This is a genomic window from Pandoraea sp. XY-2, assembly GCF_004193915.1.
Lineage (GTDB): Bacteria > Pseudomonadota > Gammaproteobacteria > Burkholderiales > Burkholderiaceae > Pandoraea > Pandoraea cepalis.
This window is the reverse complement of the sequence record NZ_CP030849.1, coordinates 757193-774590: the sequence shown is the minus strand read 5'-3', so window position 1 is coordinate 774590 and position 17398 is coordinate 757193. Positions and strand designations below refer to the sequence as shown.

Genomic DNA, 17398 nt, shown 5'->3' with positions numbered 1-17398 from the left:
TGCGACGCCGTGGAACTTAACTTGAATCTGAATATAGACTGATTTGGCCCTACAATGGGGAACCATTTCTTTATTCTCGATGGGACCACTTTGGACGCAATCATTCTGTCGGACTGGCTGATCCAGCATCTCGACAAGGCGGGCGGCGAGCCGGCATATCGCCAGATCAATAGCCTGCTGCAGCAGGCCATCCTGAGCGGCCAGTTGCCGCCCGGCACGAAGCTGCCCTCCTCGCGAACGCTCGCCGCCGATTTGCAGGTGGCGCGCAATACCGTGCTGCACGTCTATGACCAACTGACTGCCGAGGGTTATGTCACTTCGTCAACGGGCAGCGGCACCTACGTGGCGGATACGCGGCCCGCGAGCGGTGTCGATACGGCCGCCTCAGAGGTGGCATCGCACGAGCAGCCCCACAGGCGCTTGTCGACGCGGGGGCAGCAAATGATCGATCAGGCGGGCGTATCAAAGCGACAATGGGGCGCTTTCATGCCCGGCGTACCGGACACCTCCGAGTTCCCGAGCAAGACATGGAACCGCCTCCAAGCCAAGCTCTGGCGCCAGCCCAGCCATGAACTGCTGACGTATGCATCGGGCAGCGGCTACCGTCCGTTACGACGTGCCCTGTCGGATTATCTGCGCGTGGCACGTTCGGTCAATTGCAATCCCGATCAAATCATCATCACGACCGGCGTGCATCAATCGGTCGACCTGGCGGTCAAGCTGCTGAGCGATATTGGCGACGTCGCGTGGCTGGAAGAGCCGTGCTATTGGGGTGTGCGCAGCGTGTTCCGGATGTCGGGCCTCGAACTGAAGCCGATCCCGATCGATACCGAAGGCCTCAACCCGAGCGTGGAGGACATGCAGGGCCCACCACCGCGCTTGATTCTCGTCACGCCATCGCACCAGTATCCGATGGGGATGGTCATGAGCCTGTCACGCCGCCGAATGCTGCTGGATTTCGCGAGCAAGCATCGTACTTGGGTGATCGAGGACGACTACGACAGCGAATTTCGCTACGGCAGCCGGCCGATCTCATCGCTACAAGGACTGGATACGGCAGGTCAGGTCATCTATGTCGGCAGCTTCGGCAAGACCATGTTCCCGGGTTTGCGCATGGGCTATATGGTCGTGCCCGAGAACCTGATCGAACACTTTCGCACCGGCCTGTCGGAGCTGTATCGTGAAGGCCAACTGATGCAGCAAGCGCTGCTGACCGACTTCATCATCGATGGCTACCTGACCTCGCACATCCGACATATGCGCGCGCTTTACGGCGAGCGGCGCACCTTGCTGATCGATACAATTCGCGCCAACTTCGGCGATGCGCTGCCGGTGATGGGCGACGAAGCCGGATTGCACTTGGTGCTGGGCCTGCATGGGCAGTCACGAGACCCGCGCGACAACCCCATTTCGGATGAGAGAATTACCGACGAAGCGCTGGAAGCGGGCATCGTGGTGCGGCCTCTGACGCGCTATTACATCGACCCGGCCTCGGCACAATCGGGCCTGTTGCTCGGCTATGCGTGCGTGCCCAACAACCGTATTGAGCCCGCCTTCGACAGCCTCGCCCGCGTCATCGAAAAGCACCTTAAGCCGTAGACAAGCGCTGCCGAAAATACCGATGCTCTGCCATTCGTGTCGGCGGGCGCGATTCCCCTGCAGCGACTGCCAATCCCCGTGCGAGGCGAAGCCGCACCTCATTTGCGAACAAAGCGGCTCCATTAAAGTTAATGAAATGGCTCTTTTTTAAGAACCAGACCTGAGTATATTCCGAACTATCAGCCAGATCGTGTCGAACCTCGGCGCGGCAACCGGACCACTCAGGAGTCGAAATGTCGAATGCGGAATTTCACGCGCGCAAAAATGCCGCCACCCCACGCGGGATTGGAGTCATGTGCGATTTCTATGCGGAACGAGCGAAAAATGCCGAGCTCTGGGATGTCGAAGGACGGCGTTTCATTGACTTCGCCAGCGGCATCGCTGTGCTCAACACAGGGCATCGTCACCCCAAGATCGTAGCGGCGATTCGAGAACAACTGGATCGCTTCACGCACACGGCATACCAGATCGTGCCGTATGAATCGTATGTGACGTTGGCCGAGCGCTTGAATGCCTGCACGCCGGGTGACCATTCGAAGAAGACTGCCTTCTTCACCACCGGCGCCGAGGCTGTCGAAAACGCGATCAAGATCGCACGTGCCGCCACGGGGCGTACGGGTGTGATCGCATTCGGCGGCGCATTCCACGGTCGGACAATGATGACCATGGCGCTGACGGGCAAGGTCATGCCATACAAGAAGGGTTTCGGGCCGTTCCCTGGTGAGGTGTACCACGTGCCGTTCCCATCGGCACTGCACGAGATCGACTCGGCGCAAAGCCTGATGGCGATCGAACAGCTGTTCAAGAACGATATCGACCCGCAGCGGGTCGCCGCGATCATCTTCGAGCCGGTACAGGGCGAAGGTGGCTTCTACCAGGCGCCGCTGGAGTTCGTGCGTGCCTTGCGAGCTTTATGCACGCAGCACGGCATCCTGCTGATCGCGGACGAGGTGCAAAGCGGCTTTGCTCGTACAGGCAAGCTTTTCGCGATGCAACACTACGACGTGATACCCGACCTGATGACCGTAGCCAAGAGTTTGGCCGGTGGCATGCCACTGTCGGCAGTCGTCGGTCGCACGGAGATCATGGATGCAGCCGCGCCGGGGGGGCTGGGCGGAACCTATGCGGGGAATCCGCTGGCCGTTGCGGCAGCGCATGCGGTACTGGATGTGATCGAGGAAGAGCAGCTTTCATCGCGCGCCGAGACCTTGGGCAACCAGTTGAAGGCGCGCCTGCGCAAGCTACAGGCTTCGGTGCCGCAGCTTGTCGAGGTGCGCGGACCGGGCGCCATGGTAGCGGCGGAATTCCACGATCCCCAGACCGGAGCGCCGGCACCGGAAGTCGTGAAACGGATCCAGGCTCGCGCACTCGAACAGGGCCTGCTATTGCTGAGTTGCGGTGCCTATGGCAACGTGATTCGCTTCCTGTTTCCGCTGACCATAGAACAAGCGGTGTTTGACGAAGCCCTCGGCATTCTGGAGACAGCCTTGCTCGAACTTAGCGACGTAACGGTCTGACCATGCCTCGTTTCCACGCACAGCAATTCACGCCGCCTATCGCATAGCCTCGCCGGCGCAAGCGCCTCAGAGAATGGCGGCTTCGAGCGCCTGCGTGAGCCGACGCTCGTCTTCGTCCGAAGCAATGCCGATGAACACGATGACCGACGACGCGGCAGGGAGATCCGAGCGACGTGTGAGCATCGAACGACGCCCGACGACATGCAGCTCGCTCATCTGACCGGCCTGCAGCGCCACGAAGCCCTTCGCGCGCAGCAGTTTGTCGCCCAACAGGGCCAGCGCCGCTTTCAGTCGAGACCGGTCGAATGTGCCACCGGTCTCGACGCTGAAGCTGCGCAGTCCACGCGGCAACGCGCGTGATACCGCCCCCATCGGGCGCGGGCTCAGCAACCCGGGCAAGGTCATCACGTCATCGGGAAAGAGAATGGCGGGTGGCACGACGCCTTGGTCCGCCGTGACAACGACCTGCGTTGCCCCGAGCGATGCCAGCCGTTCTCTGACGGCCTGCAACCTGGCGTCGTTCACCAGATCGGTCTTGGTCAGCACGAGCGTGCTGGCCGCCGCAATCTGGCGCCGAACGATGTCGCCGACATAGCGATCGTCCAGCGCGGCGTCGATGCCGTCGACGTCCACGGCCACCACAATGCCGTGCAAACGGTACGCCTTGTCGAGCAAGCCCACCTGCGCGATGCGCAGGGGATCGGACACGCCGCTCGCCTCTATCACGAGCAAGTCGGGCCGCTGCGCGCGTTCGCCCAGCGAGATCAGCGTCTCGACCAGGCGTCCGCCAATGGTGCAACACACGCAGCCGTTCTCGAGTCCGATCACGTCGTCGCCACGCTCACGAATGAGCGACACGTCGACATTGATCGAACCGAAGTCGTTGACGAGCACGGTAACGTGCAAACCCTCGGCATTTTGCAGCAGCGCGTTGACGAGCGTGGTCTTGCCCGCACCGAGATAGCCGCCCAGGACGACCATCGGGATCGGCGTCCGGGCGGCTGCGGCGACTGCCGCCGGCACGGAGGATTGACTGTCTTGCATGGTCGTCACGCCGGCGCGCGGAACACCTCGCCCCCGAGCACCGTGCCCCACACCGGCATCTGTCGCAGGTCGTCGACGGGCACCTCGAACGGATCGGCCTCAAGGACGGCAAAGTCGGCGTACTTGCCGACTTCGACACTCCCGACCAGATGATCCATTCCCAACGAGAACGCGGCGCCCAGCGTGATGGCGCGCAAGGCGTCTGCCATCGGCAAGCGCAGCGACTCGCCCAACACGCGTCCCGACGACGTCTCCCGTTTGGCCGCGCACCACGCGGTGAACAGCGGATTGAGCTGGGTGATCGGCGCATCCGAATGCAAGGCGAACGGCAGGCCGATCTGGCGGGCAATCTCGGCGGCATCCATCCGGTTGGCACGATCCGGACCCATCGTCTGCTGATAGTGCGCGTCGCCCCAGTAGTAGACGTGGTTCGCGAAGAAGTTCACACACATGCCGAGCCGCTGCGCACGCGTAAGTTGCGCGGCATCGGCCATCTGGCAGTGCTGCAACGTGTGGCGATGATCGACACGCGGATGCAGCGCCAGCATCGCCTCGATCGCATCGAGCACGACGTCGGTCGCCTCGTCGCCATTCGTATGAATATGCAATTGCAGGCCCGCCGCGTGGAACGGCATGAACGTCTCGACCAGTTGCGACGGTGGAATCAGCCAGAGCCCGTTGGGCTTGCCATTGTGGTATCCCGGCCAGCGCAGCCGCGCCGTAAAGCCTTGAATCGAGCCGTCGACGATGAATTTGACCGGCCCGTAATGAAGCTTGTCCGTGTTGCCCTCACACGCGCTCAATACGCGTTGTGGCCCACCTTCGGGGCAACGTTGCGGCGCAAACGCGGGCACGATGCGGATCGGATATGTCGGGTCACCTGTCGCCTCGCGAAGATTCGCATTGCCCGACGGCGTCAAGTCGTTGACGAGGTCGGTGGCCGTCGTCACCCCGGCGAGCTGCGCAACGCGTCCGAAATTCCAGATCGCGCGAACACTCTCGCTCGCGGCAATCGATAGTCCCTCCCCAATGACCCGATACACCGGAAACATCGCCGCGAACTCCTGCAATTCACCGGTCGGCTCGCCATCGGCGCCCATGACGACGCCTTCGACATCGGTGTCGCCGTCGATGCCCGCCAGCGCGAGCATTGCCGAATTCACATTCATCAGATGCACACTGGCATGCAGGATGGCAATGGGACGGGTGGCGGACACGGCGTCGAGGTCGCACGCGACGAGCGGCGCGCCCTCGAAGAAGATCGGGTCGTAGCCCCAGGCCAGCAACGGCTTGGGGTCGCCGGTCATGCGTTGCTCAGCCTCGCGCAGGCGCTCCAGCACGGCGGCCGGCGACTTCAACCCTTCCCACAAGTGTCCGTCGGGGCCGCGTCGGTCGTAGTAACCCACGTAGACGGCATCCCACATCGCGCCCTCCATGAGGTGGCAGTGCCCCTCCACCAGTCCGGGCATCAACACCTTGTCACGCAATGTGTCGATCGGTGCCGCGTCGGTCCAGCGCCGCATGTCCTGCAAATCGCCGACGGCCAGGATGCGGCCGTCGCACACGGCCACGTGCGTCGCAACCGGTTGCGCCGGGTTCATCGTCAGGATCTTGCGGGCGACGTAGACGCGAATGTCGTCGCGGCTGGCTGCGGTGTTGTCTCTGTCTGTCATCACGACTTCTTGTAGGTGGAAAGCGAACCGACCCCCGTGTCCATCGAACGCTCGCGACTGCCGCCAAGCAACAGGTTGAGCACCGACATCACGACGATGTTGACGACCAGGCAGATCAGCCCGAGGTTCACGCCGCCAAGGTCCGGATTCTTGAAGTAAAGGACGAGCGCCAGCCCCTGACCGGCCAGCACGCCGGCCGCGACCGCCGACGCTCGGACACGCGCTCGCAGGACCACGGCGATCACGCCCGGCAGGAACTGCGTCACCCCGTAATAGGCCATATTGATCAGCGTCAGCATGAGGTTCGGTGTGAGCAGCGTAAGTACGATGGAGCCCAGCAGATACAGCACGATCACGACCTTCGAGCTGGCTTTCTGACGATGTTCAGGCATGCCCGACAGAATGTTTCGCGTGACGATGGGGCCCAGTGCGAGGCAAATCCCTGCGAGCACCAGCAGACCCGACAAGGCCGCGCCCGCCGCCACGAGACCGACCAGCCACGACGGCAGCAACTGCGTCACGGCGGCGAAGAACGCCTCGTTCGGCGACGCCAGTGTGATGTTCCGGCTGATCGCGTAATACGACGCCAGCACGAGGAACGGATACATCAGCATGTACAGCGGCATGGCGACCTGCGTGCGGCGAATCGTCGACGCGCTTTTCGCCGTGAAGAAGTTCTGCACGCCAAATGGCATGACGTACATGCCGAGCGACTGGAAGACGATGGTCGTCATGGCGAAGGTGAGCTGTTGCGTGCTCATCGCGTTGCTCACGTGCTGGCTCGCCGCCTCGAACACGGGCGTCACGCCGACTTCCCACGCCACCGCCACCCCGGTGATGACGATGGCGGCCACCATCAGCACGTCCTTGAGCACGGCGATATAAGCCGACGCGCGCACGCCTGCAATGGCGATGTAGATGAAGGCCAACATCGCCGAAAAAGCGATGAGCCAAAGCGGCTGGAAGTTCCACCCCAGACCCTTGAGCGCCGCCACCAGACCGGTGAACTGCAACTGGCCCCAGGGAAGCAGGAAGACGATGGCGGTCACCGCCACCACCAGTTCGAGAAAACGGTTTTGGAAATGCCCCTTGAACAGATCGGGCAGCGTGATCGCGTTATAGCGTTTGCCCGCATCCCATATCTTCGGACCGAGGAAATACCCGACCGGATACGCCAGCAGGATGTAGCCGAGAAACCAAACGCCATACGTCGGCCCCTTGGCGTAAATGCCGCCGGGAAAGCCGACCATCGTGCCAATGCTGTAGATCTCGCCAGCCGCGAGGAAGAACACGAGCCACGCACCGAACTGGCGTGATGCAACGAAGAAGTCGTGCACGCTCTGCGGGCCGCGTCCACCGCGCGCCCGCAATGCGAGATAGACCGACAACAAAATGAAGCCGGCAAAGATGAGGGTTGCCATCGACGCAATCTCCGGAGATTCGGTAGTGACGCGCGACTCGTGTTATCCGCGCTGTCTGGGCACGGCGGCGCAGTGCGCCGGCCGCCAGGAACGAAGGAGGGACGGACGTCAGGACATCTGGACGCCAAGAGGTTAGGCCGGCTCCTCGACGGTATGCCGGTCGAACAGCATCCAGCACAGCCAGAGGCAGCCGGACGTGAGCACGAACCAAAGGAAGATCCAGCCGTAAATGAACGGCACCCCGAGCACGTAGCGATCGACGGACGCCGCCCACGGCAGCATTCCCACGACACCGAGATACGGCAATCCAAGACCAATGATCCATCTGAGCATCTTCTCTCTCCGCTGCGCGAGGCATGGTTCGGCATGCGTGCACCGGCCACGGCGGCGCACACGTGGCCCGCATCGCCGAATGACGATCAGAGGCCGGTTTTCTGGCCCAGTATCTACAGCCAAAATTCGCGCGGCTTAGAGCCACACGAGACAAAAATGTGGTGCCAGAGACGCACGTACCAACGCGCGAAAACGCCGCAGCGGTGCCGCTTTTCCCTGGCACCATCACAAAGCGGCGGTGGTACTAATCGCGGAAAAATCTTCTTGGCAGTATGGTCACATTTCCGTCAGGAGCCTACCGTGGGTACGATTGAAACCTTCGCGCTGGATCGTCGCTCCGAAGCTGCGCCATACGATCCCCTCTACGATCCGCTAGTCTCGGCCAGCCCTGGCCTTGGCATGGACTACGCGCCCACTTACTGGGTCGCCACCGCGGGCGATGCCCCCGAAGACGACGGCCCGCTGCCCGGCGACGCCGATGTCGACGTGGTCATCGTCGGCGCCGGGTTCACCGGTCTGGCCACCGCCCTGTTCCTCGCTCGCGAGCATGGCATTCGCGCCATGGTGCTCGAAGCGAACCGCACGTGCTGGGGCTGTACCAGCCGCAACGGCGGCCAGGGACAAAACGCCAGCGGACGACTCTATCGCTCGCAATGGATCGCGCGTTGGGGCAAGGAAACGGCCCTGCGTCTCGATGCCGAAATTCGCGAGGGCTTCAATACGTTCAAGTCGCTCATCGCCGAAGTGCCCGAGTGCGAGCCGCAACCGGGCGGCCATCTCTACATCGCGCACCGCGATCGCAAGATGGAATTTCTGCGCAACGAAGCCAAGGTCATGCACGACGTTTTCGGTTACGACACGCGCATCCTCTCGCGCGACGACGTTCGCGAGCAGTATGTCGACGACCAGGAAAACTGCGGCGCGATGCACGAACCCGACGGCATCGGCGTGCACCCGCTCAAGCTCGCGTTCGGCTATCTGCGCATGGCCCGCGCCCTCGGCGCTCGCGTGCATCCGTCCACACCCGTGCTGGATGTGCAGACGATCAATGGCGTGCATCACGTGCGCACGCCACGCGGGGTGGTGCGCGCCAAGGCCGTCGCCTTCGCCACCGGCGGCTACACGCGCAACGACGTGACGAAGGCCCTGCGCGCCAAGATCATGCCGATCCTGTCGAACTCGCTGGTGACGCGCGTGCTCACGCCCGAGGAACTCGCCGCGACGAACTTCCGCACCCACGAAGTCATTACCGATACGCGCACGCTGCGCTACTACTACCGTCTGTTGCCCGACAATCGCGTGCAGATCGGCAGCCGCAGCTCGATCACCGGTGCCGACGCGCAAAATCCAAAGCACATGGCGGTGCTCGTCGAAGGCCTGCACCGCAAGTTTCCGGCGCTGCGCGGCATTCGCATCGATTATTCGTGGTGGGGCTGGGTCGACGTGAGCCACGACATGATGCCGCGCGTGACGCAGCCCGATCCGCGACAAAGCCTCTTCTATGCGGTGGGTTACGGCGGCAATGGTGTGTCGTTCTCCGCGCATGCCGGACGCCGCCTCGCTCAGCGCATTGCCGGAGAGCGCGATCCGTCGTGGAACCTACCGATCTACGACTCGGCCCTGCAATACCCGAACGTGTTCGGCGCCGTGCAGTGGCAGGGCTTCGCGCCGTTCCGCCGCATCGGCCAGCGCTTCCTCTATCAGAAATACCACGCGCAAGACGAAGCGCGTTGAACCCTTTGCCTCTCTGCCTTTTTTGGAATTTGCCATGACGACTCAACACGACTCCACCGACATCCAGTTGCTCACGACCTTCAATGACGCCTGGAACCGGCACGACATCGACGCCCTCATGGCCTGCATGACCGATACCTGCGTGTTCCACGCCGTCGCCGGCCCCGACATGATGGGCCGCACCTTCGAAGGCCGTGACGCCGTGCGCGCCGCGTTCCAGTCCGCGTGGGAGACCTTTCCCGACGCGTCGTGGACCGAGGGCGTGCATTTCGTCACCGGGAATCGCGGCGTGTCCGAATCGACCTTCCGCGGCACGAAGGCCGACGGCACCCGCATCGAGGCCCGCATGGTCGACGTCTTCACCCTGCGCGACGGCAAGATCGAAGTGAAGAACGCCTTCCGCAAAGACCGCCCGGCGCTCTGAGACCGCCCCCGACATCTCGTGGATCTATGGCATCGCCGTCGTCAATTTCATTTTTCAATACAAAACGTACCAAATAATAAAAATACTGATTGACCACGGCAGATACTTCGCCTAAATTTCCACTTACACAACTAAATCGGAATTATTTGTTCCGTTTATTTTTCACTGGAGACATCCATGAGCGCCAAAGATTCGGCTACGGCCACCCAACAACTGACCGCCTCCGACGGTGGCCCGCAGGCCATGACGCCGTCTGAAGCCTTCGTCGAAACGATGGTCGCCAACGGCGTGAGCGAGATGTTCGGCATCATGGGCTCGGCCTTCATGGATGCGATGGACATCTTCGCGCCGGCCGGCATTCGTCTGATCCCGGTGGTGCATGAACAAGGCGCCGGCCACATGGCCGACGGCTACGCTCGCGTCTCGGGCCGCCACGGTGTCGTGATCGGTCAGAACGGCCCCGGCATCAGCAACTGCGTGACGGCGATTGCCGCCGCTTACTGGGCGCACAGCCCGGTCGTGATCGTGACGCCGGAAGCCGGCACGATGGGCATCGGCCTGGGCGGCTTCCAGGAAGCCAAGCAGCTCCCGATGTTCCAGGAGTTCACGAAGTACCAGGGCCACGTGACGCACCCGGCCCGCATGGCTGAATTCACCGGCCGTTGCTTCGATCGCGCGATGGCCGAAATGGGCCCGACGCAACTCAACATTCCGCGTGACTATTTCTACGGCCAGATCAAGGCCGAGATTCCGCGTCCGCAACGGCTCGACCGTGGCGCAGGCGGCGACGAACGCCTGAACGAAGCGGCCGAACTGCTCGCGCAAGCCAAGTTCCCGGTCATCATCTCGGGCGGCGGCGTGGTCATGGGCGACGCCATCGAAGAGTGCAAGGCGCTCGCCGAACGCCTGGGCGCGCCGGTCGTGAACAGCTATTTGCATAACGACTCGTTCCCGGCCAACCATCCGCTGTGGTGCGGCCCGCTCGGCTATCAAGGCTCGAAGGCCGCCATGAAGCTGCTGGCGCAGGCCGACGTGGTCGTGGCGCTCGGCTCGCGCCTCGGACCGTTCGGCACGCTGCCGCAGCACGGCATGGACTACTGGCCGAAGAACGCGAAGATCATCCAGATCGATGCCGATCACAAGATGCTCGGCCTCGTGAAGAAGATCTCGGTCGGTATCTGCGGCGATGCGAAGGCTGCCGCCATTGCGCTGTCGCAGCGTCTGGCCGAGCGCACCCTCGCGTGCGATGCCACGCGTGCCGCCCGCGCCGACCAGATCGCCACGGAGAAGGCCGCGTGGGAGAAGGAACTCGACGAGTGGACCCACGAGCGCGACCCGTACAGCCTCGACATGATCGAAGAGCAGAAGCACGAGCGCACGTTCAACGGCGGCGAGTATCTGCATCCGCGCCAAGTGTTGCGCGAGCTGGAAAAGGCCATGCCGGAAGATGTCATGGTGTCGACCGACATCGGCAACATCAACTCGGTGGCCAACAGCTACCTGCGCTTCAACAAGCCGCGCAGCTTCTTCGCGGCCATGAGCTGGGGCAACTGCGGCTACGCGTTCCCGACGATCATCGGCGCGAAGGTCGCCGCGCCGCACCGTCCGGCCATTTCGTATGCCGGCGATGGCGCCTGGGGCATGAGCCTGATGGAAACGCTCACCTGCGTGCGTCACAACATTCCGGTCACGGCCGTGGTCTTCCACAACCGTCAGTGGGGTGCGGAGAAGAAGAACCAGGTGGACTTCTACAACCGCCGCTTCGTGGCAGGCGAACTCGATAGCCCGAGCTTTGCCAACATCGCCCGCGCGATGGGCGCGGAGGGCATCGTGGTCGATCGTCTGGAAGACGTGGGTCCGGCGCTCAAGAAGGCCATCGACCTGCAGATGAACCACGGCAAGACGACGATCATCGAAATCATGTGTACCCGCGAGCTGGGCGACCCGTTCCGTCGCGACGCGCTGGCCAAGCCGGTGCGCATGCTCGACAAGTACAAGGACTACGTCTAACGTCGTCGAGGTCGTTCGTATGACAGCGCTCCCGGCTCTGTGGGTGCCGGGGGCGCTTTCTTTTTTTTGACATCGACATCATGAAAGCCATCCATCGCATTATCGACACGGCGCGCCGCGCACCGATGCGCATCGTGCTGTGCGAATCGGAAGACGAGCGGGTGCTCGCCGCCGCCGCACGGGCCACGCGCGAGGGCATCGCCCGCATCCTGCTCGTTGGCGACATCGGCAAGACACAACGTGCGGCCGAGGCGGCGCACATCGACCTGGCCGGCATGGAGCTGATCGATCCGGCCACTTCACCGCTAACGGATGCCTTCGCCGAGACCTGGTACGGCCTGCGCGCGAAAAAGGGAATGACGCGCGAGCAAGCCGCCGAGGAAATGCGCGCGCCGCTGGGCTTCGCCAACATGATGGTGCGGCTCGGGCACGCCGACGGCTCCGTCGCGGGCGCGGTCAACACCACCGCCGACGTGGTGCGCATGGCGATACAGATCATCGGGGTTCAGCCATCGTTCAAGCTCGTGTCGAGCTTCTTCCTGATGATGCTCTGCGAGCCGTTCCATACGATGAAGGGCGGCCTGATCTTTTCCGACTGCGCCCTGGTCGTCGACCCGGACGCCGCGCAGCTCGCACAGATTGCACTCGCCGCCGCCGATAGTGCGAGCGCCCTGCTCATGGAGCCGCCGCGCGTGGCGATGCTGTCGTTCTCGACCAGCGGCAGCGCGAAACATGCGGCCGTGGACAAGGTGGTGGAAGCGACCCATCTCGTACAAGCCGCAAGGCCGGAACTGGCAATTGACGGCGACGTTCAGCTCGATGCGGCCATCGTCGCCGAGATCGCGCAACGCAAGGTCGTGCACTCGCAAATCGAGGGGCATGCCAATACGCTCATCTTCCCGAATCTCGACGCAGGCAATATCGGCTACAAGCTCGCGGAACGCATCGGCGGTGCGAAGGCCATCGGCCCGCTCCTGCAAGGGCTGAACCGGCCGGCCAACGACCTGTCGCGCGGCTGCAGCGCCGACGACATCTATTACGTGATCGGCGTGACCTGCGTGCAGGCGCAGGCCGCTCAGGCAAAGCTCACCGGAACCTCGCCGCTCGCCACCCGGCCATGACGCTTCACGCCATTGCGGCCGACCTGCCGTTGATGCTGTTGCTGGGCTTCGCCACGTATTTCCAGACGGTCACGGGCTTCGGGCTGGGCATGATTGTTCTGGGCGGCGCCAGCGGGTTCGGGCTGGCGCCGGTGGCGAGCGTGGCCATTCTGGTGAGTCTGGTCACGCTGATAAACAGCGCCCTTGCGCTGCCGGGCACGCTGCATCACATCGACTGGCGAGCGGTAGGCGCGGCGACCCTTGGCATCCTGCCATCGGTCGTGGTTGGCGTGTTGCTCTTCGATTACCTGAACGGCACCGCGTCGAACGCGCTGCATCTGCTGCTCGGCACGGTCGTGCTGTACGGCGGCATTGGCTCGGCATTGCGTCCGGCACCGAAGACCGAACGCTCCGGCGACACCGGGTTCTTCCTCAGCGGCATCTTCGGCGGCTTGCTCAGCGGGATGTTCGGCATTTCCGGGCCGCCGCTGATCTTCTATTTCTATCGCCAGCCGCTCACGCTGGTACAGATTCGTTGCGCATTGATTCTGTTGTTCGCGGTCACGGCGTCGATCCGCACGCTCTACAGTGCCTTCGCGGGACAGTTGCCCGCGTCGATGATCTGGCAGGCGGTCGTCGCGCTACCGGTCGTGACGTTCGCCACCCTGTTCGCACGCCGTTATCCGCCTCCGCTCTCGAGCGTGACAACGCGGCGTCTCGCCTTCCTCACGTTGATCCTGTTGGGCACCCATTTGATGGTGAGCGCGTTGATGGAAATGGCTTAGGGACGACGACGCGGGCGGCGGTTACGTGTGTGCGCGACGACCACCGGTGCCAATCCAGTCGACGAGCCGCGAGAGCATCGTCATGTCGGGCGGCGACGTCAGGTCCAGCGCCAGCGAGTTCCGGTAATACGGGCTGAGATCGAGACCCACGCCGAGCCCCAGCACTTCCACATCGCCGAGCGCCTGCTGTTGCGCCACGACTTCGCGCAGGTGATGGTCGAGATAGTGGTCGTCGTTGGCCTGGTTGGTGGCGGCGTCCATCGGACTGCCGTCGGAAATCACGATCAGCAGGCGTCGGTTGACGCTGCGCGAGCGCAACCGCTCGCACGCCCATTCGACGGCCTCGCCATCGACACCCTCGCGGAACAGATCGGCCTTGAACAGCGACGCGATGTCGGACCGGGCACGGCGCCAACTCGTCACGGCGTCCTTGAAGATCAGATGGGAGACTTCGTTCAGGCGCCCCGGGAACTTGGGCTTGCCGCGCGCGAGCCAATCGGTGCGCGCGCGTCCGCCGTTCCATGCGCCGGTGGTGAAACCGAGGATTTCGTTGGTCACGCCCGCCGCATCGAGCGCCCGCGACAGGACGTCGACAATCATCGCAACCGCTTCGATCTGGGCCTTCATCGACCCGGAACAGTCGATCAGCAAGCTCACCATCGACTCGGCAATCAACGTGTGCTTTTCGAGCCGGAACAGCCGCCGCTCCGCAGGCGAGCTGACCAGTTGCGCGAGCCGCCGTCCGTCGATACGCCCGTGCTCTTCGCCGAACGACCAGCCGTCGCGCTGCGGCACCGCCAGCGCCGCCTTGAGCGCGCGCGCAAGCCTCGGCACATTGATCGCCTGCGCGACGATGCGCTCGTCGAGCCGTTCGCGAAATTCCGTCAGCAGCGCCCGGCGCACGAGCGTGCCGGCATACAGCTCACGGTCGTAACGCTGGGTGAACACGCAGTAGCCCTGCGCCGACGCCTTGAGCACGCGGCTATCGCCCGAATGCGCGAGCGTGATGCCATCGTCCTCGTGATCGTCGATATCGAGGAACAGCGAGAACGCGTTGCGCACACCTTTTTCGTCCTCGTCGTCCTTGGCATCGCCCTCGGCCTGGTCAGCGCCGGCGGCACGAATCAGGCCCGCGATATCGGCGGCCAGCGCGCGCGCGTACGCGGCGAAGGCGGCCTGATCGGCACACGTTCGGCGCATGCCCGCGAGGGCGCCGCCGATCTGTGGCGCGATGGCCATTCGCGTGGCTTCGATGAGACCTTCCGTATCCTCGATGACCGGATAGCCGGTGAGCCTCGACCAGCCCATCTGGGCGACCGTATAGAGCAGCAGCCCGACATGACTGTCGGCCACGCCGGCGGCGTGCATCGCGCGCGACCAGGCTTCGAAGCGATCGCGCACATTCTTCGCCACGCCGGGCATGCCCGCCGGGATGAACGTCTCGCAGCGCAATTGCTCCATCAGCTCGAAGAGCAGCCGCTCGAGCGGTGCGTCCGGTTGCAGACGGCGATGTAACGCCGCGTCGCTGTGCCGCAACCGCAGCGCCGCGCCGTCGGCAGCACCGCGCAGCGTCGCGAGCGGATCCGCGGGTGCCGGCAGCGTTTGCAGATGCGGGGCATGCAACGGCAACGGCCGCATGTTCCGGCACAGGCGCGCGCCGCTGTAATGCAGCGCGGCGTCGCCGGTCAGCGCGCGCACCGTCGCGGCGCACAGCGCCTCGCCACGCGCGGCGCGACGTGCCGCCTCGCGCTCGGACATCGTCATGACGCATCGGCCAGCAGTGACCTGCTGCCGTCGTTCGTGGGCAACTCGCTACCGAAGGCGCGCTGATAATACTCGGCCACCACGGCACGTTCGGCCTCGTCGCATTTGTTCAGGAACGTGAGCCGGAAGGCCAGCCCCGCATCGCGGAAGATGCCAACGTTCTCCGCCCAGTTGATCACCGTGCGCGGCGACATGAGCGTGGACAAATCGCCCGTCGCGAAGCCTTTGCGCGTGAGCTCCGCCACGCTCACCATCGAGTCGACGAGCGTGCGCCCGTCGCCGCTGTCCAGTTCCGGCACGCGCGCCAGCACGATGCCCGCTTCGTCCTCGCGCGACAGATAGTTGAGCGTGGCCACGACGTTCCAGCGGTCGATCTGGGCGTGGTTGAGCACCTGTGTGCCGTGGTAAAGGCCGTTGAGGTTGCCGAGGCCGACGGTGTTCGTCGTGGCAAACATGCGAAAGCCTGGGTGCGGATGGATCACGCGATTCTGGTCGAGCAACGTGAATTTGCCGTCGCGCTCCAGAATGCGCTGAATCACGAACATCACGTCGGGACGCCCGGCGTCGTATTCGTCGAAGATCAGCGCGACCGGACGTTGCAGCGCCCACGGCACGATGCCTTCCTGAAACTCCGTGACCTGATGGCCGTCGCGCACGACGATGGCGTCCTTGCCCACCAGGTCGAGACGGCTGATGTGCCCGTCGAGATTCACTCGCACGCACGGCCAGTTCAGCCGCGCCGCCACCTGCTCGATGTGCGTGGATTTACCGGTGCCATGCATGCCCTGCACCATCACGCGCCGGTTGCGCATGAAGCCGGCCAGAATCGCCAGCGTGACATCGGGGTTGAAGCGGTAAGCCGTGTCGATCTCGGGGACATGGTCGTCGCGCTCGCCGAACGCCGGCACCTGCAGATCCGTATCGATGCCGAATACGCTGCGGGCATCGACCAGACGATCCGGTTGTTGGGTTGCGGTCTCCATTACGTCCCTCTCCTGTTCAAAGCCAATTCAGCGCATCATAACGTTAACCATTTTTAGAAACAATTCGTTCCGAAAAATAAAAATACTGATTGACGACGCCTGATGGCTCATCTACATTTGAACCAACCGAAACGCATCGGAACCCAGCCCATGCCGTTCAATCCGTTCGATGGCCCGTTTGGGTACAATACCGCTGATCCATTTTCCGGAACGGCGCATATGAACGACGCAGCACTTCAGCTCGACTCTCCTGCAGACAACAAGGCGGATACCCCGACCCTGCGGGCGTTTGCGTTGCTCGAATATCTCGTCGCGGCCGACGCACCGGTCTCGCTCGCCGACATGGCGCACGACATCCAGATGCCGAAAGCCTCGCTGCACCGCATGCTCGGCTCGCTCGAAGCGGGCGGACTGGTGATTCGCGAGCCGGGGCAGAAGAACGCCTATGTGATTGGCCCGCGCCTGGCGCAACTGAGCCTGGGCGTGATGATGCAGGCGGGTGCTCGACGCATGCGCCACGCAATTCTTGGCCGTCTCGTGGCCGATCTGGGCGAGACGTGCAACCTCACGATGCTGCACGAGACCGAGGTGCTCTATCTCGACCGCATGGAAGCGCCGTGGCCGCTGCGTCTCGATCTCAAGCCAGGGTCGCACGTCCCCGCGCACAGCAGTGCGAGCGGCAAGCTGATGCTGGCCATGCTGCCGCGCGAGCAACGCGCCGCCCTCCTGCGCGCCATGAAGCTGCAACGCTTCACGCCGAACACGCTCACCGACCCCGAACTGCTGGAAAGCGAACTCGACCGCATTGCGCACAAGGGCATTGCCGTCGACAACGAAGAGTTCGTGCTGGGCATCGCCTGTGTGGCCGCGCCGGTGCTCAAGGACGACGGCACGTGCATCGCCGCCGTGGCCGTGCATGCCCCGGTCTCGCGCACGTCGCTGTCCAAGGCCATGGAGTTCGTGCCGCGCCTGCAGGAAGCCGCGAAGGAACTCGCCAAGACGTTCTGACAC

The 17398-nt window shown here is 63.5% G+C and carries 14 protein-coding genes; 8 read left to right on the top strand and 6 right to left on the bottom strand.

Going from position 1 to position 17398, the window contains the following annotated elements:
• Nucleotides 1–90 precede the first annotated feature (90 nt).
• Entirely contained in the window at nt 91–1599 is a 1509-nt protein-coding gene (locus DRB87_RS03515) for a PLP-dependent aminotransferase family protein (protein WP_130024891.1), read from the top strand.
• Nucleotides 1600–1832: 233 nt separating this feature from the next.
• Nucleotides 1833–3116 (top strand): 4-aminobutyrate--2-oxoglutarate transaminase, encoded by a 1284-nt coding sequence (gabT, locus tag DRB87_RS03510; protein ID WP_130024890.1) that lies wholly within the window; start codon nt 1833–1835, stop codon nt 3114–3116.
• Nucleotides 3117–3182: 66 nt separating this feature from the next.
• Here gabT and DRB87_RS03505 read toward each other — a convergent pair whose 3' ends face one another.
• The 4 genes from DRB87_RS03505 to DRB87_RS03490 all read right to left on the bottom strand — a co-directional run bounded on the left by DRB87_RS03505 (nt 3183) and on the right by DRB87_RS03490 (nt 7587).
• Nucleotides 3183–4097, bottom strand: a complete 915-nt coding sequence (locus tag DRB87_RS03505) for a GTP-binding protein (RefSeq protein WP_130027700.1) — start codon at nt 4095–4097, stop codon at nt 3183–3185.
• Nucleotides 4098–4165: 68 nt separating this feature from the next.
• Nucleotides 4166–5833 (bottom strand): amidohydrolase, encoded by a 1668-nt coding sequence (locus DRB87_RS03500; RefSeq protein ID WP_130024889.1) that lies wholly within the window; start codon nt 5831–5833, stop codon nt 4166–4168.
• Nucleotides 5833–7254 (bottom strand): sodium:solute symporter, encoded by a 1422-nt coding sequence (locus DRB87_RS03495; RefSeq protein ID WP_130024888.1) that lies wholly within the window; start codon nt 7252–7254, stop codon nt 5833–5835. The genes DRB87_RS03500 and DRB87_RS03495 overlap by 1 nt, the downstream gene beginning before the upstream one ends.
• A gap of 132 nt (nt 7255–7386) precedes the next feature.
• Entirely contained in the window at nt 7387–7587 is a 201-nt protein-coding gene (locus DRB87_RS03490; protein ID WP_130024887.1) for a DUF3311 domain-containing protein, read from the bottom strand.
• A gap of 300 nt (nt 7588–7887) precedes the next feature.
• On the opposite strand from DRB87_RS03490, the gene DRB87_RS03485 reads away from it, so the two are divergent.
• From DRB87_RS03485 to DRB87_RS03465, 5 genes are all read left to right on the top strand, one after another.
• Entirely contained in the window at nt 7888–9321 is a 1434-nt protein-coding gene (locus DRB87_RS03485; RefSeq protein ID WP_174966535.1) for an FAD-binding oxidoreductase, read from the top strand.
• A 34-nt stretch (nt 9322–9355) separates the two neighbouring features.
• Complete coding sequence (locus tag DRB87_RS03480; RefSeq protein ID WP_130024886.1) at nt 9356–9745, top strand: nuclear transport factor 2 family protein; 390 nt, start codon at nt 9356–9358, stop codon at nt 9743–9745.
• A gap of 177 nt (nt 9746–9922) precedes the next feature.
• A complete protein-coding gene (gene xsc, locus DRB87_RS03475; RefSeq protein WP_174966534.1) occupies nt 9923–11755 on the top strand; it encodes a sulfoacetaldehyde acetyltransferase in 1833 nt (610 codons plus the stop codon).
• A gap of 80 nt (nt 11756–11835) precedes the next feature.
• Nucleotides 11836–12876, top strand: a complete 1041-nt coding sequence (gene pta / locus DRB87_RS03470; RefSeq protein ID WP_130024885.1) for a phosphate acetyltransferase — start codon at nt 11836–11838, stop codon at nt 12874–12876.
• The gene (locus DRB87_RS03465; RefSeq protein WP_130024884.1) at nt 12873–13640 is read left to right on the top strand and encodes a sulfite exporter TauE/SafE family protein; all 768 of its coding nucleotides are present in this window, start codon (nt 12873–12875) and stop codon (nt 13638–13640) included. The genes pta and DRB87_RS03465 overlap by 4 nt, the downstream gene beginning before the upstream one ends.
• A gap of 21 nt (nt 13641–13661) precedes the next feature.
• Here DRB87_RS03465 and DRB87_RS03460 read toward each other — a convergent pair whose 3' ends face one another.
• Both DRB87_RS03460 and DRB87_RS03455 read right to left on the bottom strand, forming a co-directional pair.
• Nucleotides 13662–15404: a cobalt chelatase gene (locus DRB87_RS03460; RefSeq protein ID WP_130024883.1), complete on the bottom strand. Its 1743-nt coding sequence runs from the start codon at nt 15402–15404 to the stop codon at nt 13662–13664.
• On the bottom strand, nt 15401–16387 hold the full coding sequence (locus tag DRB87_RS03455) for an AAA family ATPase (protein WP_130024882.1): 987 nt from the start codon (nt 16385–16387) through the stop codon (nt 15401–15403). The genes DRB87_RS03460 and DRB87_RS03455 overlap by 4 nt, the downstream gene beginning before the upstream one ends.
• A gap of 219 nt (nt 16388–16606) precedes the next feature.
• Between DRB87_RS03455 and DRB87_RS03450 the strand changes: the two genes are divergently transcribed.
• Nucleotides 16607–17395, top strand: a complete 789-nt coding sequence (locus DRB87_RS03450; protein WP_130024881.1) for an IclR family transcriptional regulator — start codon at nt 16607–16609, stop codon at nt 17393–17395.
• Nucleotides 17396–17398 lie beyond the last annotated feature (3 nt).

Coding starts and splice junctions, on each gene's coding strand:
- DRB87_RS03495 (WP_130024888.1), bottom strand. CDS start 7,254: ATGGCAACCCTCATCTTTGCCGGCTTCATTTTGTTGTCGGTCTATCTC.
- DRB87_RS03460 (WP_130024883.1), bottom strand. CDS start 15,404: ATGACGATGTCCGAGCGCGAGGCGGCACGTCGCGCCGCGCGTGGCGAG.
- DRB87_RS03490 (WP_130024887.1), bottom strand. CDS start 7,587: ATGCTCAGATGGATCATTGGTCTTGGATTGCCGTATCTCGGTGTCGTG.
- DRB87_RS03500 (WP_130024889.1), bottom strand. CDS start 5,833: ATGACAGACAGAGACAACACCGCAGCCAGCCGCGACGACATTCGCGTC.
- DRB87_RS03450 (WP_130024881.1), top strand. CDS start 16,607: ATGAACGACGCAGCACTTCAGCTCGACTCTCCTGCAGACAACAAGGCG.
- pta (WP_130024885.1), top strand. CDS start 11,836: ATGAAAGCCATCCATCGCATTATCGACACGGCGCGCCGCGCACCGATG.
- DRB87_RS03455 (WP_130024882.1), bottom strand. CDS start 16,387: ATGGAGACCGCAACCCAACAACCGGATCGTCTGGTCGATGCCCGCAGC.
- DRB87_RS03505 (WP_130027700.1), bottom strand. CDS start 4,097: ATGGTCGTCCTGGGCGGCTATCTCGGTGCGGGCAAGACCACGCTCGTC.
- DRB87_RS03465 (WP_130024884.1), top strand. CDS start 12,873: ATGACGCTTCACGCCATTGCGGCCGACCTGCCGTTGATGCTGTTGCTG.
- DRB87_RS03480 (WP_130024886.1), top strand. CDS start 9,356: ATGACGACTCAACACGACTCCACCGACATCCAGTTGCTCACGACCTTC.
- gabT (WP_130024890.1), top strand. CDS start 1,833: ATGTCGAATGCGGAATTTCACGCGCGCAAAAATGCCGCCACCCCACGC.
- xsc (WP_174966534.1), top strand. CDS start 9,923: ATGAGCGCCAAAGATTCGGCTACGGCCACCCAACAACTGACCGCCTCC.